The organism is Lentzea rhizosphaerae, from assembly GCF_042649515.1.
Lineage (GTDB): Bacteria > Actinomycetota > Actinomycetes > Mycobacteriales > Pseudonocardiaceae > Lentzea > Lentzea aerocolonigenes.
In genome coordinates, this window is the sequence record NZ_JBHRZI010000029.1 from 29,961 (window position 1) to 48,471 (window position 18,511).

Annotated in this window: 17 protein-coding genes; 4 read left to right on the top strand and 13 right to left on the bottom strand. The window is 69.2% G+C overall.

Annotation, left to right across the window (positions count from 1 at the left end):
* Nucleotides 1–19: 19 nt before the first annotated feature.
* The gene (locus tag ACFOWZ_RS32515; RefSeq protein WP_382377780.1) at nucleotides 20–1,210 is read left to right on the top strand and encodes a cytochrome P450; all 1,191 of its coding nucleotides are present in this window, start codon (nucleotides 20–22) and stop codon (nucleotides 1,208–1,210) included.
* Here the strand turns inward: ACFOWZ_RS32515 and ACFOWZ_RS32520 are convergent.
* The gene (locus ACFOWZ_RS32520; protein ID WP_382377781.1) at nucleotides 1,188–1,598 is read right to left on the bottom strand and encodes an anthrone oxygenase family protein; all 411 of its coding nucleotides are present in this window, start codon (nucleotides 1,596–1,598) and stop codon (nucleotides 1,188–1,190) included. The genes ACFOWZ_RS32515 and ACFOWZ_RS32520 overlap by 23 nt on opposite strands.
* Nucleotides 1,599–1,679: 81 nt before the next feature.
* Here ACFOWZ_RS32520 and ACFOWZ_RS32525 point away from each other — a divergent pair, with 81 nt between their 5' ends.
* Complete coding sequence (locus tag ACFOWZ_RS32525) at nucleotides 1,680–2,582, top strand: AraC family transcriptional regulator (RefSeq protein ID WP_382377782.1); 903 nt, start codon at nucleotides 1,680–1,682, stop codon at nucleotides 2,580–2,582.
* Here ACFOWZ_RS32525 and ACFOWZ_RS32530 read toward each other — a convergent pair.
* Nucleotides 2,564–2,938 carry a VOC family protein gene (locus ACFOWZ_RS32530; RefSeq protein WP_382377783.1) on the bottom strand — a complete coding sequence of 125 codons (375 nt, stop codon included), beginning with the start codon at nucleotides 2,936–2,938 and terminating at the stop codon, nucleotides 2,564–2,566. The genes ACFOWZ_RS32525 and ACFOWZ_RS32530 overlap by 19 nt on opposite strands.
* Before the next feature lie 35 nt (nucleotides 2,939–2,973).
* On the opposite strand from ACFOWZ_RS32530, the gene ACFOWZ_RS32535 reads away from it, so the two are divergent.
* Nucleotides 2,974–4,239: an MFS transporter gene (locus ACFOWZ_RS32535; RefSeq protein WP_382377784.1), complete on the top strand. Its 1,266-nt coding sequence runs from the start codon at nucleotides 2,974–2,976 to the stop codon at nucleotides 4,237–4,239.
* Here ACFOWZ_RS32535 and ACFOWZ_RS32540 read toward each other — a convergent pair.
* The 7 genes from ACFOWZ_RS32540 to ACFOWZ_RS32570 form a co-directional block, all read right to left on the bottom strand.
* On the bottom strand, nucleotides 4,184–4,381 hold the full coding sequence (locus ACFOWZ_RS32540; RefSeq protein ID WP_382377785.1) for a VOC family protein: 198 nt from the start codon (nucleotides 4,379–4,381) through the stop codon (nucleotides 4,184–4,186). The genes ACFOWZ_RS32535 and ACFOWZ_RS32540 overlap by 56 nt on opposite strands.
* A 200-nt stretch (nucleotides 4,382–4,581) precedes the next feature.
* Nucleotides 4,582–5,709 carry a glutamate 5-kinase gene (gene proB / locus ACFOWZ_RS32545; protein WP_382377786.1) on the bottom strand — a complete coding sequence of 376 codons (1,128 nt, stop codon included), beginning with the start codon at nucleotides 5,707–5,709 and terminating at the stop codon, nucleotides 4,582–4,584.
* Nucleotides 5,710–5,712: 3 nt separating this feature from the next.
* Nucleotides 5,713–7,164, bottom strand: coding sequence for a GTPase ObgE (obgE, locus tag ACFOWZ_RS32550; protein ID WP_382377787.1), 1,452 nt, complete (start codon nucleotides 7,162–7,164; stop codon nucleotides 5,713–5,715).
* A 102-nt stretch (nucleotides 7,165–7,266) separates the two neighbouring features.
* On the bottom strand, nucleotides 7,267–7,524 hold the full coding sequence (rpmA, locus tag ACFOWZ_RS32555) for a 50S ribosomal protein L27 (RefSeq protein ID WP_030468120.1): 258 nt from the start codon (nucleotides 7,522–7,524) through the stop codon (nucleotides 7,267–7,269).
* A 14-nt stretch (nucleotides 7,525–7,538) separates the two neighbouring features.
* Entirely contained in the window at nucleotides 7,539–7,850 is a 312-nt protein-coding gene (gene rplU, locus ACFOWZ_RS32560; RefSeq protein ID WP_030468121.1) for a 50S ribosomal protein L21, read from the bottom strand.
* A gap of 240 nt (nucleotides 7,851–8,090) precedes the next feature.
* Complete coding sequence (locus ACFOWZ_RS32565; RefSeq protein ID WP_382377788.1) at nucleotides 8,091–11,153, bottom strand: translation initiation factor IF-2 N-terminal domain-containing protein; 3,063 nt, start codon at nucleotides 11,151–11,153, stop codon at nucleotides 8,091–8,093.
* A 226-nt stretch (nucleotides 11,154–11,379) separates the two neighbouring features.
* Entirely contained in the window at nucleotides 11,380–12,105 is a 726-nt protein-coding gene (locus ACFOWZ_RS32570; RefSeq protein WP_382377789.1) for a TIGR03936 family radical SAM-associated protein, read from the bottom strand.
* A gap of 205 nt (nucleotides 12,106–12,310) precedes the next feature.
* Here ACFOWZ_RS32570 and ACFOWZ_RS32575 point away from each other — a divergent pair, with 205 nt between their 5' ends.
* Nucleotides 12,311–13,726, top strand: coding sequence for a S8 family peptidase (locus ACFOWZ_RS32575; protein WP_382377791.1), 1,416 nt, complete (start codon nucleotides 12,311–12,313; stop codon nucleotides 13,724–13,726).
* A gap of 86 nt (nucleotides 13,727–13,812) precedes the next feature.
* Here ACFOWZ_RS32575 and ACFOWZ_RS32580 read toward each other — a convergent pair whose 3' ends face one another.
* The 4 genes from ACFOWZ_RS32580 to ACFOWZ_RS32595 form a co-directional block, all read right to left on the bottom strand.
* Nucleotides 13,813–15,774, bottom strand: a complete 1,962-nt coding sequence (locus ACFOWZ_RS32580; protein ID WP_382377792.1) for a TIGR03960 family B12-binding radical SAM protein — start codon at nucleotides 15,772–15,774, stop codon at nucleotides 13,813–13,815.
* Between the two features lie 205 nt (nucleotides 15,775–15,979).
* Nucleotides 15,980–16,822, bottom strand: a complete 843-nt coding sequence (locus ACFOWZ_RS32585; RefSeq protein ID WP_382377794.1) for an ABC transporter permease — start codon at nucleotides 16,820–16,822, stop codon at nucleotides 15,980–15,982.
* Nucleotides 16,819–17,592 carry an ABC transporter permease gene (locus ACFOWZ_RS32590; protein WP_382377796.1) on the bottom strand — a complete coding sequence of 258 codons (774 nt, stop codon included), beginning with the start codon at nucleotides 17,590–17,592 and terminating at the stop codon, nucleotides 16,819–16,821. Before ACFOWZ_RS32590 ends, ACFOWZ_RS32585 begins: the two co-directional genes overlap by 4 nt.
* Nucleotides 17,592–18,506, bottom strand: coding sequence for an ABC transporter ATP-binding protein (locus ACFOWZ_RS32595; RefSeq protein ID WP_382377798.1), 915 nt, complete (start codon nucleotides 18,504–18,506; stop codon nucleotides 17,592–17,594). The genes ACFOWZ_RS32590 and ACFOWZ_RS32595 overlap by 1 nt, the downstream gene beginning before the upstream one ends.
* Nucleotides 18,507–18,511 lie beyond the last annotated feature (5 nt).

Here is an 18,511-nt window from a genome sequence, read left to right on the forward strand (position 1 = left end):
ATCGCGGTGTGGCAGTGTCGTGGCCATGATTCCGGACGTCGTGCGGTTCCGGCAGGCCGATCTCCTCTCCGCTCTGCACCGGCGGTTCGGGCCGGTCGTGCGGATGGGCCCGTACACCTACCTGCTCGGGCCGGAGGCGAACAGGTTCGTGTTCGCCAACTCCGAGCTCTTCGAGGTGGAGCGGGCGTTCCAGGTACTGGTGCCGGTCGACGGGCCCACGTCGTTGATCGTCAGCGACGGTGAGGACCACAAGCGACGGCGGCGGCTCGTGCAGCCCGCGCTGGTGCACCGGCAGATCGCGAACTACGTGCCGGTCATGGAGGCCAACGCGGAGGCAGCGCTCGACGCGTGGCGGCCGGGGGAGGTCGTGGACGCCTACCAGGAGTTCCGCCGGGCGATCCGGCGCAGCACGATCCACGCGTTGTTCGGCGAAGAACTGGCGCGGGAAGCGGACTTCTTCGGGGCGCACCTGCAGGTGCTGATCAACCTGATCGACCGCAACCCCGCGGTGGTCACGTTGCTCAGACGGACGAAAGCCCCGGCGTGGCGCAACGCGATGAGGGCGCGCCGAGCCGTCGACGCGCGGGTGTACAAGGCGATCGAGGAGACACGTCAAGGCAAGACGACCGGTGACGTGCTCACCTCTCTCGTGCACAGCGATGGGCTGAGTGACCTCGAAGTGCGCGATCAGGTCGTGACGCTCATCGCCGCCGGATACGAGACCACCAGCGGTGCGATGGCGTGGGCCATCTTCAACCTGTTGCGGCACAACGGCGTGTGGGAGCGCGCCTGCGAGGACGACGACTATCTGGCGAACGTCGTGAACGAGACGTTGAGGCTCTACCCACCAGCGGTGGTTTCGGCACGGGTGGCGGCGCAGCCGTTCGAGTTCGCCGGGAAACGGATCAAGGAAGGCACGTTCCTGCTGTACAGCCCGTACGTCACGCATCGGCTGGCCGAGGTGTGGCCGGATCCGCTGCGGTTCGACCCGGACCGCTGGGAACGCAAGCCCGCCCCGCACGAGTTCCTGCCGTTCGGCGGCGGTCCGCACCGGTGCATCGGCGCCGGGCTCGCGACGACCGAGCTCACCGTGATGCTGAAAGCGTTGCTGCGACGGCCGAAGCCGGAACTGCTGAACCAGCGCATCACCCCCACCGGCGTCGCCGCGATGCGCCCCAAGCACGGCCTCAGAATCCGAGCAGCAGGGTGACCGTCGAGGCGAGGCAGGCGACGCCGCGCACGTGGTTCCAGAGCGTCCACGTGCGCAGGTAGGCGGGCCAGTACGCGTCGTCGGTCCTCTCGAGACGGTTGTTCATCGGCACGTTGACGAACATCGTCAGAAGGAACGACCCGACGATGTAGAGCAGGCCGCCCACGACCCTGCCCTGGAAGACCTCGATGCCGCACAGAACGACGTTGCCGAGGAAGACCAGCAGGAACAGCGGGTTCTGGATGCGGACGTTGATCCGGCGCATGGCCGCACGGGCGTCCTCGGCCGGCAGGTCGGCGAGACCGGGCATGACGGCGGTGGAGAAGGCGAAGAACAGACCGGCCACCAGACCGGACGCGGCGGCTGCGATCAGCGTGATTGTCCCCATGGCGTTCACTCTGTCGCCTCACCGCCGGACTCTCAATGACAGTTCATCGCGCAGACTTGCTCGTTCGTCCAGACTGGGTGCATGACGGACGCGCTGGGTGAAGCCCTGCACCTGATGAGGATGTCCGGCACCTTCTACTGCCGGACGGAGCTCACCGAGCCGTGGGGCCTCACGATGCCCGACATGGCCGACTGCCTGTGGTTCCACGTGCTCACCAGCGGCCGCTGCGAGATCGAGGTCGACGGCGAGGTCACCGAGCTCGAACCCGGCGACGTGCTGCTCGTGCCGGGCGGCGAAGGCCACCGGTTGTTCAGCGCTCCCAACGCCGAGACACCACTCGTCACGACGTTGCCGCACACGTTCGAAACCGACAACTACGCAATCCTCCGACACGGCGACGGTGGTGCCGTGACGCACCTCGTGTGTGGTGCGGTGCGCTTCGACCATCCCGCCGCGAAGCACCTCATCAACGTGTTGCCGCACGTTCTGTACGTACGTCGCGCCGACGACATGCGCGCCACGATCGACCTCATGGCCGTCGAGGCGAGAACCCTGCGCCCCGGCGGCGAAGCGGTCATCACGAGACTCGCGGACGTGCTGGTGATCCAGACGATCCGCTCGTGGCTCGCCAACGATCCGGCCGCGCGCACCGGTTGGCTGGGCGCGTTGCAGGACCAGCAGATCGGGCAGGCGCTGGCGTTGATCCACCGCGATCCCGCCCAGCCGTGGACTGTCGAACGCCTGGCGCACCAGACGTCGATGTCGCGGTCGGCGTTCGCGGCACGGTTCACCGATCTCGTCGGCGAACCGGCCATGCGCTACGTCACGCGGTGGCGCATGCACGTGGCGATGAACCGCCTACGGGACCGTGACACCACAGTCAGCGAGATCGCCCGTGGCCTCGGCTACGAGTCGGAGGCGGCGTTCAGCCGTGCGTTCAAACGGATCGTCGGGGTGTCTCCGGGTCAGGCGCGCGCGGGCTGAAGCAGGTCCCAGCGATTGCCGTAGAGGTCCTCGAACACGGCGACCTTGCCGTAGACCTCCTCACGCGGGGTCTCCAGGAAGCGCACGCCGAACGCGGTCATGCGGGCGTGGTCGCGATCGAAGTCGTCGGTGTTGAGGAAGAACCCGACGCGGCCGCCGGTCTGGTCACCGACCCGTGCGGCCTGCTGCTTCGTGTCGGCCTGGGCCAGCAGCAGCGACGCGCCCTCACCGGCCGACACCACGACCCAGCGCTTCTCGCCTTGCGGCGTGTCCTCGACCAGCGTGAATCCGAGTCCTTCCACGTAGAAGCGGATCGCCTCGTCGTAGTCGCGGACAACCAAGGTCACCAAAGCCATAGATCGCACACCACTGAGTGTGTCAGGGTGCGTCCATGGCGGTTACATCGGAGACGCATCGACTGCCCGTCCGGACGCTGGTCGCATCAAGCGCCGGAAACGCCGTGGAGTGGTACGACTGGGGCATCTACACGGCCTTCAGCATCTACTTCGCCACCCAGATCTTCCCGGCGGGCAACGAAACCGCCGCGCTGCTCAGCACGTTCGCCACGTTCGCGCTCGCGTTCTTCTTCCGGCCCTTGGGCGGCTATCTGCTGGGGAGGTTCGCGGACCTCAAAGGACGTCGCACCGCGATGCTGCTGACGATCGTGCTCATGTCCGGCGGTTCCGTCGCGATCGGACTGTTGCCGACGTTCGAGCAGGTCGGCTGGCTCTCACCGGTGCTGCTCGTGCTCGCCCGCATCGCGCAGGGCATGGCGCTCGGCGGTGAGGTCTCCAACGCGTCGGCATACCTCGCGGAGATCGCACCGGCGGACCACCGCGGGCGCTACTCGTCGTTCTTCTACATCTCGACGGGCGCCGCGGTGCTGATCGCGTCGCTGCTCGGGTTCTTCCTGTCCCGCAACCTCGACAAGGCCGCGATGGCCTCCTACGGGTGGCGCGTGCCGTTCCTGATCGGCGGCGTGCTCGGCCTGATCGGGTTGTGGCTGCGGCGCGAGCTCAAGGAGACCGAGCAGTTCGAGGACAACAAGGCCAAGGCGCAGAGCCTGCGCAACCCGCTGGTGATGACGCTCAAGGAGCACCCGAAAGCCGTCGGGCAGCTCATCGGCATCACGTTGCTCTCGACGCTGAGCTTCTACACGTTCTTCTCGGCGCTGACGCCGTTCGCGGTGAAGACCAAGGGCGCCAACGACATCGACGTGTTCCTGGCGTTGTCGATCGGCACCGTCGTGTTCATCGCGTTGCAGTACCCGATGGGGTGGATGGCGGACCGCTACGGCCGCAAACCGCAGATGCTCGGGTGGTCGGCGGCGATGGCGTTGCTGGTCGTGCCGCTGTCCACGCTGGTCAAACCGGGCCTCGCGAACCTGGTGATCGTGTTCTGCGTCGGCCTCGGGCTCTACACCGCGCTGACGTCGATCGCGCCGGCGATCATGAGCGAGCTGTTCCCGACGGAACTGCGCGGGCTCGGCATCGGCGCCTGGTACAACCTGACGGTCGCGCTGTTCGGCGGCACCGCTCCGCTGGTCATCCAGGCCGTCGGCGGGACGGTGTTCTTCTGGTACGTCGCGGTGGCCGCGGTGATCACGTTCCTGGTGGTGCTGACGCTTCCGGAGACAAAGGGTGTTCAGTTGAGCTGAGGCAGAACTCGTTGCCCTCGGGGTCGGCCAGCACGAACCCGTCGCCGTCGCGGCTCACCACCGACGCACCGAGGTCGAGGTGGCGCGCGTGCTCGGCCGGCGTCGCTGCGCGCAAGGCGGGAGGGCTGCGGGACTTGTCCACAGATCGCCGAGCGGTGGGTTGACAAGCCGTTTTCGCAGCTAGGCTCTGACGTAGTGGCCGGTCTGGCCCCCTGGGTGGGAGGGGCGTGCCGTCCGCCGTGATCTTGAAGCTCGTGGTCGGAGTGGCTGGCGCCGCTGCCAGGACTGGGCGAGCGGCGCCACGTCAGCCAGTTCGAGCTGATCTGGGAAACCGAGCCGCGGTCAGCGGTGCAGCGGCACCAGGTCATCCGCGTGCACGACCTCGCGGCGCTGCTCCTCCGGCAGGTCGTGGGTCTTGCGGCCGATCAACGACGGCAGCTCCGCCGAGTCGTAGCCGACCACGCCGCGGGCCACGACCTCGCCCGCGAGGCTGACCAGCTCCACGACGTCGCCTGCTTCGAAGTCGCCGTCCACGCCCGTGATTCCGGCCGCCAGCAACGAGCGGCGCCTGCCCACCACCGCGGCTACCGCGCCGTCGTCGAGGTGCAGGCGGCCGTTCGCGTCGGTCGCGTAGCCGAGCCAGAAGCGGCGGGCGGTCAGGCGGGAACCCGTTGCGGCGAAGGCGGTTCCCACATCGGCGGAGGTCAGTGCGCGGTGTGCTTCGGTGGCGCTGGTCAGCAGGACCGGGATGCCTGCGGAAGAAGCCAGGCGGGCGGCGGCGAGTTTGGAGGCCATGCCGCCGGTGCCCAATCCTGAAGCGCCCACCGTTCCCGCCTGCACACCGTCCACATCGGACGCCGAGGCCACCTCGGAGATGCGGACGGCGCCGGGCTTGCGCGGGTCGCCCGAGTAGAGGGCGTCCACGTCGGACAGCAGGAACAACGCGTCGGCGCCCACCAGATGTGCCACCAGTGCGGCCAGGCGGTCGTTGTCGCCGAAGCGGATCTCTTCGGTGGCAACGGTGTCGTTCTCGTTCACGACCGGAACGGCGCCCAGGGCAAGCAGGCGCGAGAACGTGCGCTGGGCGTTGCGGTAGTGGGCACGGCGCACCACGTCGTCGGCGGTCAGCAGGACCTGTCCGACGGTGAGGTTGTAGCGGCCGAACGAGTTCGCGTACGCGTGCGCCAGCGTCAGCTGCCCGACGCTCGCCGCGGCCTGCTGGGTGGCGAGGTCGCGCGGGCGGCGGGAGATCTTCAACGGCGCCAGGCCCGCGGCGATCGCACCGGAGGACACCAGCACGACCTGGCTGCCCGCGGCGCACCGGGCGGCGAGGGCGTCGACCAGCGCGTCGAGGCGCGCCGGGTCGAGGCCGCCCTCGGCCGTCGTCAGAGAGGAAGAACCGACCTTCACCACGATGCGGTTCGCCGAAGCGACCGCGGTGCGCGCTTGTGAGACCGCGGGGGCCGTCACGGTTTACTCCTCGTCGAAGTCGTCGCCGTAGTCGCCGGGCGCGCGGCGGGCCTTCTTCAGGGCCTTGCGCTCGTGGGCGCCGATGCGGTCGTTGCGCTCGAGGCGGGCGTCCGTGCCACGTCCGGTCATCGTCATCGCGATACCGGCCGGCGTGGTCGGCTCCCAGTCGAACACCAGGTCGCCGATGGTGACCTGGCAGCCCGGGATGGCGCCCATCTTCACGAGCTTGTCCTCGACACCCAGCCTGCTCAGGCGGTCCGCGAGGTAACCGACGGCTTCGTCGTTGGAGAAGTCGGTCTGGCGGATCCAGCGCTCCGGGCGGTCGCCCTTGACGATGAAGCCACCCTCGACCGAGGGGTCCTCGGTCACGGTGAACCCTTCGTCGTCCACGGCGGTCGGCCGCAGCACGATGCGGGTCGATTCCTTCTTCGGCTGGGCGGCGCGGTACTCGCGCACCACCTCGGCGAGCTTGAAGGAGAGCTCGCGCAGTCCCTCGCGGGACACCGTCGACACCTCGAAGACCGGCAGGCCGCGGGCCTCGATCTCGGGGCGGACGATGTCGGCCAGGTCCTTGGCGTCCGGGATGTCGATCTTGTTGAGGATCACCACGCGCGGCCGGTCGGCCAGGTTGCCGCCGAGCGACGGCGTGTACTGCGCCAGCTCGTTCTCCAGCGCGTCGATGTCCGCGATCGGGTCGCGGCCGGGCTCGTAGGTCGCGCAGTCGACGACGTGAGCGAGCACGGCGGTGCGCTCGATGTGGCGCAGGAAGTCGAGGCCGAGGCCCTTGCCCTGCGACGCGCCGGGGATCAGGCCGGGGACGTCGGCCATCGTGAAGATGGTCTCGCCCGCGGTGATCACGCCGAGGTTCGGCACCAGCGTGGTGAACGGGTAGTCGGCGATCTTCGGCTTCGCGGCGGAGAGCACCGAGATCAGCGACGACTTGCCTGCGGACGGGAACCCGAGCAGGCCGACGTCCGCGACGGACTTGAGCTCCAGCACCAGGTCCCGCGTCTCGCCCGGCTCACCGAGCAACGCGAAACCGGGGGCCTTGCGGGCCTTGGACGCCAGAGCGGCGTTGCCCAGGCCACCGCGGCCACCGGCGGCGGCGATGAGCTGGGTGCCCTCGCCGACGAGGTCCGCGACGATCTCGCCGTCCTCGGTCAGCACCACGGTGCCGTCCGGGACGCGCAGGACCAGGTCCTCGCCGTTCGCGCCGTCACGGTTCGCACCGGCACCGGCCTTGCCGCTGGTGGCGGAGGCGTGCGGGCGGAAGTGGAAGTCCAGCAGGGTGTGCACCTGCGAGTCGACGACGAGCACGACGTTGCCGCCGCTGCCACCGTTGCCGCCGTCCGGGCCGCCGAGCGGCTTGAACTTCTCGCGATGCACGGAAGCGCAGCCGTTGCCCCCGTTGCCGGCGGCAGCGTGGATCACCACCCGGTCAACAAAACGAGCCACGGAACTACGTCCTCTCAAGAGTCTTGAACAAGCAACAAGGGGCGGTGCCGGAAGACCGGTCCCGCCCCTCGTCGAGGTCTAACTACGTTGCGGAAACGGTCCTCAGACCGCGACCGGAACGATGTTGACGGTCTTGCGACCGCGCTTCATACCGAACTCCACCGCACCCGGCAGCAGGGCGAACAACGTGTCGTCCTTGCCGATGCCGACGCCGACGCCGGGGTGGAACTTGGTGCCGCGCTGGCGGATCAGGATCTCGCCGGCCTTGACGACCTGACCGCCGAACCGCTTCACACCCAGGTACTGGGGGTTGGAGTCACGGCCGTTGCGGGAACTGGACGCACCCTTTTTGTGTGCCATGAGAAGTCAGGTCCTCACTTACCGGTGATGCCGGTGACCTCGACGCGGGTCAGCTTCTGGCGGTGACCCTGGCGCTTGTGGTAGCCGGTCTTGTTCTTGAACTTGTGGATGCGAATCTTCGGGCCCTTGGTGTGCTCGACGACCTTGCCGGTCACCGAGAACTTCTCCAGGGCCGCCGCGTCAGCGGTGACGTCAGTGCCGTCGACCACGAGCAGCGTCTGGAGGGAGATTTCGGTGCCCGGCTCGCCCTCGAGCTTCTCGACCTCGACGATGTCGCCGACAGCGACCTTGTACTGCTTGCCGCCGGTCTTGACGATCGCGTACATCAGGACGGAAGTCTCCTGCTACTCGATGGTGACGGGCCATGCGCCAACCCATCTGGGAAGTTCACCAGAGGGGGCACACGACAGGACCCGTCGGATGGCGGGCCGTCGACAAGGTTACGGGAGTGGGTACTGCCGGAGCAAACCGGGGTGCCCTGATCGCGTTCCCGCAGGCTGTGCGGTCCCTCACAAGGCAAAACCGGGGCCGCCCGCAGGCGACCCCGGTTCCACTTCCCTGGCAGCTCAGTCCTCCTGGACCGGCGGTCCCGCGGGCCGCGACACGGCGCGGCGCCTGCGGGTGGTGGTGACCACCGGTGCGGGCATCTGGACCTCGGGCTGCTTCGGCACCTCGACGACCACCGGAGCGGGCGCCTCGTGCGCGACCGGGGCACCGGCGGCGCGCTTGGCCGCACGACGCCGCGGACGGGCCGCAGGAGGCTCCACGGGCGCCACAGGGGCCTGGGCCACGGGTTCGGGCGCGGCGACCGGCTCGGGAGCCGCCACGGGCTCCTGCGCGGGCTCCTCGACCGGCTTGGGCAGCTGTGCGCCGATGCGACCGGTCACGACGGGCGCCTGCACGGGCTCGTCGACGGGCTTGGGCTGCTGCGCACCGATGCGGCCCGTCACGGCGGGCTGCTGCGCGCCGATCCGGCCGGTCACCAGCGGACGCTCGGGCTCCGAGGCCACCGGCTCGACGAGCTCCTCGGCCGACTCCTCGATCACCTCGGCGGCAGGCTCCTCCGCCGGGCTCTCGACGACCGGCTCGACCTCGACCGGGGCCGGGTCCTCCGCGACCTCGTGCGGCACGGTGCCGTTGACCGCCTGCTCCTCGACCACGACCGCGTCGACGACCGCCTGCGGCTCCTTGTCGCGGCGACGGCGACGACGGCGACGACCGCCGTGGCTGTCGTGCTCCTGGTCCGCGGCGACCACGCCCTCGGAGACGTCCTCGGGCTCGCCCGGCTCGACGACCTCGGGAGTCTCAGGCTCGACCGGCGCCTCGACGGCCGCCTCGACCACCTCGGCCGCCTGCTCCGAACCGCCCTTGTTGCGGCGCGACTTGCGGCCACCGCCCTGCGGCTGCTGCTGGCCGCCGCCGTTGCCACCGCCGTGCGAGTGCACGGGCTCGGTGGACACGACGACGCCGCGGCCGCGGCAGTGCTCACACGTCTGGCTGAACGCCTCGAGCAGGCCGGTGCCGACCCGCTTGCGGGTCATCTGCACCAGGCCCAGCGAGGTGACCTCGGCGACCTGGTGGCGCGTGCGGTCACGGCCCAGGCACTCGGTCAGGCGGCGCAGCACCAGGTCGCGGTTCGACTCCAGGACCATGTCGATGAAGTCGATGACGATGATGCCGCCGATGTCGCGCAGCCGGAGCTGGCGGACGATCTCCTCGGCCGACTCCAGGTTGTTGCGAGTCACCGTCTCTTCGAGATTGCCACCCGATCCGGTGAACTTGCCGGTGTTGACGTCGATGACCGTCATCGCCTCGGTGCGGTCGATGATCAGGTAGCCGCCCGAGGGCAGCCAGACCTTGCGGTCGAGCGCCTTCATCAGCTGCTCGTCGATGCGGTACTCGACGAACGCGTCGTTGTTGCCGACGTGCTTCTTCAGGCGGTCCTGCAGGTCCGGCGCCACGTGGCGGACGTAGCCGTCGATGACGTCCCACGCCTCGTCGCCCTGGACGACGAGCTGGGCGAAGTCCTCGGTGAACAGGTCGCGGACGACCTTCACCAGCAGGTCCGGCTCTTCGTAGAGCAGCGTCGGCGCCTTGGTGGAGGTGCTCTCGGACTTCTCCTTGATGACCTTCCACTGCGCCTGCAGACGCGTGACGTCGCGCGCCAGCTCCTCCTCGGAAATGCCCTCCGAGGCGGTGCGGATGATCACGCCGGCGTCCTCGGGGACGACCCGCTTGAGGATGTCCTTGAGGCGCTTGCGCTCGTTGTCCGGCAGCTTGCGGCTGATGCCCGTCGCACCGCCGCCCGGCACGTAGACCAGGAAGCGGCCGGGCAGGCTGATCTGGGTCGTGAGGCGCGCGCCCTTGTGGCCGACCGGGTCCTTGGTGACCTGGACGAGCACGGAGTCGCCGCTCGACAGCGCCTGCTCGATCTTGCGGGACTTGCCCTCGAGACCGGCGGCGTCCCAGTCGACCTCACCGGCGTACAGCACGGCGTTGCGGCCGCGGCCGATGTCGATGAACGCGGCCTCCATGCTCGGCAGCACGTTCTGCACGCGGCCGAGGTAGACGTTGCCCACGATCGAGCCGCTGCCCGACGACGTGACGAAGTGCTCGACCAGCACGCCGTCTTCCAGCACGCCGATCTGGGTGCGGTCGCCGCGCTCGCGGACGACCATCGTGCGGGCCACGGCCTCGCGGCGGGCCAGGAACTCGGCCTCGGTCAGCACCGGGGCACGGCGGCGGCCGGCCTCGCGACCGTCACGGCGGCGCTGGCGCTTGGCCTCGAGGCGCGTCGAGCCTCGGATGCTGCGCACCTCGCTCTGCGCGGCCTCGGAGTCGGCCTTGTCGTCACGCGCGTCGCGCGACTCGCGGACGTGCACCACCGTGTTCGGCGGGTCGTCCTCGGACGTCACGTCGTCGTCCGCGCCGGTCTTGCGGCGGCGGCGACGGCGGCGGCGACGGGTCGAGCTCTCGTCGCCCTCCTCGTCGGTTTCGTCGGCGGCTTCGGTCTCCGAGGTGGCCTCGGCGTCCTCGGCCTCGTCGGTCTCCTCGCCACCCGCCTCGGCGTCCGTGCCCTTCCCGCGGCCACGGCCGCGGCGGCCACGACGACGGCGGCGACGGCTGTCGCCCTCGTCCTCGCCCTCGGCCTCCGCTTCCGCCTCCGCGGCGTCGAGCTCGTCCGCGGCGATCTCACCGACGGACTTCTCGTCCTGCGCCGGCTCCTCCTCGACGACGAAGGGCGACGCCGCCGCCTTCGGCCGTTCGATCGGCTGCGGCGGCATGAAGACCGCCGTCGGTGCCGCGAAGATCGGCGCGAGCGCCGGCGCCTCGAAGGCGGGGACCGCGGGCGGTTCGTAGTCCTCGGTGACCTCACCGGTGACGACGTCGTCCCAGTCCACCAGGGTCTCGGCGACCTTCAGCGCGACGTCGCGGCTCACGCTCGACTGCGCGCTGCGGGCGACCTCACCGAGGTCGGCCAGCGCCGTCATCACGTCCTTGCTGCTGACGTCCAGCAGCTTCGCCAACGCGTGCACCCGCAGCTTGTCCGGCAGGTCCGCCAGCTCAGGGCGTGCGGCAACCACACCCTGCCCGCCGGTGCCACCGGCAGGCTTTTCCGTGTTCGACATGCAGCTCCTCCACCCCCGGGCGCGTCCCGTGAGGACGCGGCCGCGCAGGGGCCTCTCTTGTCTCTCTCCACCGCTGCTCGCGGCGGGAATCCTTGCCTCGCGCGCAGTGGCGTGGCGCCAAACCGGGCGCACGCTTGCGCAGGTCCCACGACGACGCCGCTGTCAGCGCCGCTCCTCCTGTTTGCGTCGCGGCTGGCGAGGACCAATCAGACACCGTCTGCGCTCGTCAGGACTCTCTGTCCTGTTGGAGCGGGTCCACCAGCCTGCCTTCGTCGTCGAGCCGTCCCTGCGCCATCCGGGTTGCTCTCGCAGGTACCGGCGGCACGAGATCGGCGACGACACGAAGCGCATTCAGCACGTCGTCGGGTCGGACGGTAGGCGTTACCTGCCGAACGACCGTCATGAGTATCCCACACGGTTGTGACAATCCGGCCTCATCGTGTCCGGCGTCGCTCGAACGTGGTTCGACCAGCGCTGACACGACGGCGGGCCGCACGTCGAGCATCTTCGTGCCGCTCTTGGTGAGCCGTTCGACTTCGACGGACTCCGCCGCGAGGAGGACGCTCACCGCTTTCGCGAGCTCAGCGGGCTCGACCCCGTCGAGCTCGATCCGCCACTCGCTCGCGTCGATGCGCTCGGTGAGGTTGCCACCGTGCGCCTGCACGATGTCGACGACGTCGATGCCGGGCGGCAGGGCCTCGTCGAGCGCGATCTTCAGCGCCTGCGGGTCGACCCGTTCGACCACCGACACCTCGACGTACTCCGCCTCGCTGGCGACACCGGTTGGCGCGGCACCGACCCACGACACCTTCGGGTGAGGGCTGAAGCCCTGCGAGTACGCCATGGGTACGCCTGCCCTGCGCAGCGCACGTTCGAACGTACGAGCGATGTCGCGGTGCGAGGTGAAACGCAACCTCCCCCGCTTGGTGTAGCGGAGGCGCAGTTTCTGCACGGCTGCGGCAGACGGGTTGTTGGGCTGGTGGCGGCTCAGTGGTGCTCCCGAGAGGTGTTCCGACGGGTGAGCGGTCCCATCGGCGCAGGCTGTTCGTCCGGTAGGACGGTACCGTGAACCCGATTCAGAACGTTCAGCTTGTCTAGATCGTTGCGCGTGGTTACGGTCCGGCTGACTGGACGCCTTGCCAACCTGGAGGTCCCTGGTGCCTCTGCTCCACCGCGCACGGGCGGCGGCTCTGTCCGCGCTGCTCGCTGCCGGGTGTTTGGCGGCGTCACTTCCCGCCGGCGCGGAGCCGGCGGTCTCCTCGTGCATCCAGCCGGGCCCGCTGCTGCGCTACCTCGTGGTGTTCTCGCAGTTCACGACCCCTGAGGTGGCGAACGCCGAGATCACGGAAGCGTGCGGCACCACGACCGTCTACTACCCGGAGATCGGCGTCGCGGTGGCCACGTCACCCGACCCGGGATTCCTCAAGATGATCGGCCCGCAGCGCGCGTACAGCGCCCAGGCCGAGAGCGTCAGGAAGTCGGTGAAGCGGAAGAAGGACGACACCGAGCTGCTGAGGCCGTCCGGTGTCCGCTCCGGCGAACAGTGGGACATGGATCTCATCAAGGCACCGGCCGCGCACGAGATCAGCACGGGTTCGAAGTCCGTGGTCGTGGGCGTGCTGGACTCCGGTGTCGACCCGCGTCACCCCGACCTGGTCCAGGCGCTGGCCCCGGAGCTGTCCGCGGGCTGCCTGACCGGCAAACCGGACACGTCACCCGGCGCGTGGGCCCCGACGACCTCCGCCCACGGCACGCACGTCGCCGGCACCATCGCCGCGGCTGACGACGGCCGCGGCACCACGGGCGTCGCACCGGGCGTGCGCATCGCGTCCGTGAAGGTCGTCGACGACGACGGCTTCATCTACCCCGAATACGCGGTGTGCGGCTTCATGTGGGCCGCCGCACAGGGCATGACCATCACCAACAACAGCTACTTCATCGACCCGTACCTGTTCACGTGCCAGAGCGCGCCTGGTCAGCGCGTCGTGTACGAGGCCGTGCGTCGTGCCGTCGACTACGCCACCTCCCGCAACGTGCTCACGGTCGCCGCGGCGGGCAACAACGCGGCGGACCTGTCCAGGCCGGGCCGTGACTCGGTGTCGCCGACGAACGGCGACGCGCAGACGCGTCCGGTCGACTCGACCTGCGTGGTGCTGCCCGCGCAACTCAAGAACGTGGTCGGCGTGTCGGCGGTGGAGTCGACCAAGACCAAGGCGGGCTACAGCTCGTACGGACTCGGCGCGATCGACGTGACGGCGCCGGGCGGCGACTCGCGGACGCAGGGCGGGTGCGTGCTGTCGACCGTGCCGTCCGGCTACGACTACTCGTGCGGGACGTCGATGGCGACCCCGCACGCGGCCGGGGTGGCGGCGCTGATCGCGTCGACGCATCCGGACACCGACGCGCTGTCGCTGGGGCGCATGCTGAACGCGCAGGCGGAGACGTTGGCGTGTCCGGCCGACTACGACCTGAACGGGACCGGGGTGCAGGACGCGTTCTGCACCGGGTACTCGGAGTACAACTCGTTCTACGGGCACGGGCTCGTGGACGCGTTGGCCGCCGTCACGAAATAAGCCGCCAACGCTCGTACGAAGTGCACGCGGGGAGCTTTCGTTCGCTCTGGCCGCACGAAAGGGCCCCGCGTGCCGTCAGCTGAGAGCTATGAGGTGAGCGACGGGTTCTTCACCGGCGAGCCGACGCCGACCGGGGAGATCGGCAGCAGCTTGCGGCCCGTCGGGCCGACCTCGATGTCCGTGCCCATCGCCGGGCAGACACCGCAGTCGAAGCACGGCGTCCAGCGGCAGTCGTCCTGCTCGCGCTCGTCGAGCGCGTCCTGCCAGTCGGCCCAGAGCCATTCCTTGTCGAGGCCCGAGTCGAGGTGGTCCCAGGGCAGGACCTCCAGCTCCTCGCGCTCGCGGGTGGTGAACCAGGCGAGGTCGACGCCGAGCGGCTCCAGCTCCCGCGCGGCCATGGTGGTCCAGCGGTCGTAGGAGAAGTGCTCGCTCCAGCCGTCGAACCGGCCGCCGTCGCGCCACACGGCCTCGATGACCTTGCCGATGCGGCGGTCACCGCGGCTGAGCAGGCCTTCGATGAGGCTCGGCTTGCCGTCGTGGTAGCGCATGCCGATGTTGCGGCCGAGGCTGCGGTCGGCGTTGACGGCCTCGCGGAGCTTGCGGAGCCTGTCGTCGACCGTGTCCGGGTCGCACTGCGGGGCCCACTGGAACGGCGTGTGCGGCTTGGGCACGAAACCGCCGATGGAGATCGTGCAGCGGACGTCGTTGCGGCCGCTGGCCTGGCGTCCGGCGCGGATGACGTTCTTCGCCATCTCCGCGATCTGCAGGACGTCCTCGTCCTCCTCGGTGGGCAGGCCGCACATGAAGTACAGCTTCACCTGGCGCCACCCGTTGGAGAACGCCGCCGACACCGTCCTGATGAGGTCCTCTTCGGACACCATCTTGTTGATGACGCGCCGCATCCGCTCGCTGCCGCCCTCGGGCGCGAAGGTGAGACCGGAGCGCCTTCCGTTGCGGGACAACTCGTTCGCGAGATCGATGTTGAACGCGTCGACGCGCGTGCTCGGCAGGCTCAGGCCCGTGTTCGTGCCCTCGTAGCGGTCCGCGAGGCCCTTGGTGATCTCGGCGATCTCGCTGTGGTCGGCGCTGGACAGGCTGAGGAGTCCGACCTCCTCGAAGCCGGTCGCCTCCAGTCCCTTCTGGACCATGGCGCCGATGCCCTCGATGGACCGTTCACGCACCGGGCGGGTGATCATGCCCGCCTGGCAGAAGCGGCAACCGCGGGTGCAGCCGCGGAAGATCTCGACGCTCATCCGCTCGTGCACGCTCTCGGCGAGCGGCACCAGCGGCTGCTTCGGGTACGGCCACGCGTCGAGGTCCATCGTGGTGCGCTTGAACACGCGGTACGGCACACGGTCGCGGTTCGGCACAACGCGCTGGATGCGGCCGTCCGGCAGGTACTCCACGTCGTAGAAGCGCGGGATGTAGACGCCACCGGTCTCGGCGAGCCTGGTCAGCACCTCGTCGCGGCCGCCGGGGCAGCCCTCGGCCTTCCACGTCCTCACGATCTCGGTGATCTCGAGGACGGCTTCCTCACCGTCGCCGAGCACCGCCGCGTCGACGAAGTCCGCGATCGGCTCCGGGTTGAACGCCGCGTGGCCACCGGCGACCACGATCGGGTCGTCCTCGGTGCGGTCGGCGGCGTGGATCGGGATGCCCGCGAGGTCCAGGGCCGTGAGCATGTTCGTGTAGCCCAGCTCCGTCGCGAAGCTGATGCCCATCAGGTCGAACGCCTTCAACGGCCGGTGCCCGTCCACCGTGAACTGCGGGACGTCGTGCTCACGCATGAGCTTCTCGAGGTCCGGCCACACGGCGTACGTGCGCTCGGCGAGCACGTCCGGCAGCTCGTTGAGGATCTCGTAGAGGATCATGACGCCCTGGTTGGGCAGGCCGACCTCGTACGCGTCGGGGTACATCAAAGCCCAGCGCACGGACGCCGCGTCCCAGTCCTTGACGGTCGCGTTGAGCTCCCCGCCGACGTACTGCACCGGCTTGGAGATCCGCGGCAGCAGTGGCTCCAACCTGGGGAAAACAGACTCGACACTCACGCTTCCAGAGTAACGGGCCCTGTGCCAGTGCCGCGATCGGCAGCCTTTGCCCCGTATTCGGTGGTCAGACGGGTGCATCGCGGTGCCGGCCCCACGTCCTCATCCTGGTTGGCTGTGGACGTGGGGCCGGTGCCGCGAGGCGCCCTGCTGAGCGCCGAAGACACGGCAAAGGTTGCCGATCGCGGCACAGGGCGCCGAATCGCGGTCAGTCCAGCAACAACGTCCCCAGGCGCCTCGCCGCCACCACCGTTCCCACGGCCGCCATCACCACGAAGTACGCGACGTGACCGAGCATGCCCCAGCCGACAACGCCCAGCGTGAGCCCGCGCATCAGCTCGATCGCGTGGTAGAGCGGCGTCCAGCTGACCACCGCCTGCAACCAGCCGGGGTAGACCGACAGCGGGTAGAACGTCGTCGAGAACAGGAACAGCGGCAGCACCGCGAGCTGCACGAGGTCGAAGTCCTGCCAGGACCGCATGAACGTCGTCGCCGCCATGCCCACCGCCGCGAACGCGAACGCCACCAGCAGCGCCACCGGCAACGCGAGCAACGCCCACGGCGAGGCGATGAGCCCCATCCCGAGCATCACCGCGAGGAACCCGGCCGAGTACAGCCCACCGCGCAGCAACGCCCAGGAGATCTCCCCGATCGCGATGTCCATCGGCCCCATCGGCGTCGTGAGCATCGCGTCGTACAGCTTCACGTACTTGAACTTGAAGAACACGTTGAACGTCGCGTCGTACACGGCCCCGTTCATCGCGCTCGCCGCCAGCAGCGCGGGCGCCACGAACGCCGCGTAGCTGATCGGCCGCCCGTCCGGCCCGGCCACCGAGCTCACCATCTGACCGAAACCGAGCCCGAGCGACCACAGGAACAGCAGTGGCTCGAACGCCCCACCAACCAGCACGAACCAGGCCCGCCGGTTCACCAGCGCGGCCCGTTCCACGAGCATGCTGGCCTTCCCGCCGTACAGCCCCGGCGGGATCACGCGCCACAACAACCCGACGCTCGCGGGCGCGGCCTTCTCTCGATCGAGGGTCTGCGTCATACCGCCAGCCTTCGGTGGAAGGTCTTCACCGCGAGGGCGATGCCCGCGGCCGTCATCGCCGTGAGGAACGCGATGTGCCCCAACGCCGGTAAGAGGTCCAACGTGCCGAACGCGGTGCCGCGCGCGAGCTCGATGCCGTGCCATGCCGGCGTCAGCCACACCAGCGGCAACAGCCAGTCAGGCAGCTGGCTGACCGGGAAGTACGCGCCGGTGAACAACATCATCGGCATGAGCACGAACCGGAAGATGGTGGTGAAGCTGTCCGGTTTGTCCAGCCGCGCGCTGTAGGCGATCAACGGACAGGCGAACGCGAGCCCCGCCAGCGTCCCGAGTGGAACCGACAGCAGCAGTCCCGGCCCGGCCGCCGCTCCCAGCAGCGCCGCGATGACCACGAAGACCGCCGAGCGCGCGAACAACTGCGACCCGATCCACAACACCTGCCCGTAGAGCACCTGTGCGGGCGTGATCGGCGTGGCCACCATGCCGACGTACGTCTTCTGCCACAGGAACGCCGACATGATCGCGTACGTCGACTCGAACGTGGCCCCCTGCAACGCCGTGACCACCACCAACGCCGGCGCGATGTACTGCAGGTAGGGCACGCCCCCGATGAGCGCCGTCGACTGCACCTGCGAGCCGAACCCGATCCCGAGCGCCAGCAGGAACAGCACCGGCGTGAGGAAGCTCGTCACCACCGTGGCCCGCCAGTTGCGCCGGTACCACGTCCAGTGCTTCTCGAAGCCGAACCAGGAGGCCCTCAACGTCTGCATCAGTCCACCAACGTCCGGCCGGTGAGCTTGAGGAACACGTCCTCCAGTGAACTCCGCCGAACCAGGCTCTGCACCGGCTGCACCCCGGCCTCGTGAACCTTGCCGAGCGTGTGTTCACCGTCCTGCGTGTAGAGCAGCAACCGGTCCGGCAGCACTTCGACCCGCTCGGCGAACCGCTCGAGGTCGGGCTTGGGCGCCCCCGGCTGGAACCGCAGCTCCAGCACCTCCCTGGTGGAGTACCGCCCGATCAGCTCGGCGGGCGACCCCTCGGCCGCGATCCGCCCGCCGTCCATGACCACGAGCCGGTCGCAGAGCTGCTCGGCCTCGTCCATGTAGTGCGTGGTGATGATGAGCGTGACGCCGTCCTGCTTGAGCCGGAACAGCCTGTCCCACAACAGGTGCCGCGCCTGCGGATCCAACCCCGTCGTCGGTTCGTCGAGCAGCAGCAGCTCGGGGTCGTTGACCAACGACCGCGCGATCGTCAGCCGTCGCTTCATCCCACCGCTGAGCGGCTCGACCTCGTGATCGGCCCGGTCCGAGAGCTGCGCGAACTCCAGCAGCTCCGTCGCCTTCTCGCGACACTTCTGCCGCGACATCCCGAAGTACCGCCCGTAGACCTGGAGGTTCTGCCGGACCGTGAGCTCGGTGTCCAAATTGTCCAGCTGCGGCACCACCCCGAGCCGCGCCCGGATCTTGGGCCCGTCGACGTCCGGATCCATGCCGAGAACCTTCAACTGACCACCCGTGCGCCCGGACACGCACGAGATCATTCGCATGGTCGACGACTTCCCCGCCCCGTTGGGCCCGAGAAACCCGAAAGCCTCCCCGCGCCGCACCTCGACGTCGATGCCGCGCACGGCTTCGAACGTCCCGAAGTGCTTGGTCAGCGCCTTGGCCTCGACGAGGTTCTCCACCCACC

Bases quoted from the DNA above. Each gene is read 5' to 3' on its own strand.
- ACFOWZ_RS32585 (WP_382377794.1), bottom strand. From the start codon at position 16,822: ATGACGCAGACCCTCGATCGAGAGAAGGCCGCGCCCGCGAGCGTCGGG.
- rplU (WP_030468121.1), bottom strand. From the start codon at position 7,850: ATGTACGCGATCGTCAAGACCGGCGGCAAGCAGTACAAGGTCGCTGTC.
- ACFOWZ_RS32535 (WP_382377784.1), top strand. From the start codon at position 2,974: ATGGCGGTTACATCGGAGACGCATCGACTGCCCGTCCGGACGCTGGTC.
- ACFOWZ_RS32530 (WP_382377783.1), bottom strand. From the start codon at position 2,938: ATGGCTTTGGTGACCTTGGTTGTCCGCGACTACGACGAGGCGATCCGC.
- rpmA (WP_030468120.1), bottom strand. From the start codon at position 7,524: ATGGCACACAAAAAGGGTGCGTCCAGTTCCCGCAACGGCCGTGACTCC.
- ACFOWZ_RS32590 (WP_382377796.1), bottom strand. From the start codon at position 17,592: ATGCAGACGTTGAGGGCCTCCTGGTTCGGCTTCGAGAAGCACTGGACG.
- ACFOWZ_RS32520 (WP_382377781.1), bottom strand. From the start codon at position 1,598: ATGGGGACAATCACGCTGATCGCAGCCGCCGCGTCCGGTCTGGTGGCC.
- ACFOWZ_RS32565 (WP_382377788.1), bottom strand. From the start codon at position 11,153: ATGTCGAACACGGAAAAGCCTGCCGGTGGCACCGGCGGGCAGGGTGTG.
- ACFOWZ_RS32525 (WP_382377782.1), top strand. From the start codon at position 1,680: ATGACGGACGCGCTGGGTGAAGCCCTGCACCTGATGAGGATGTCCGGC.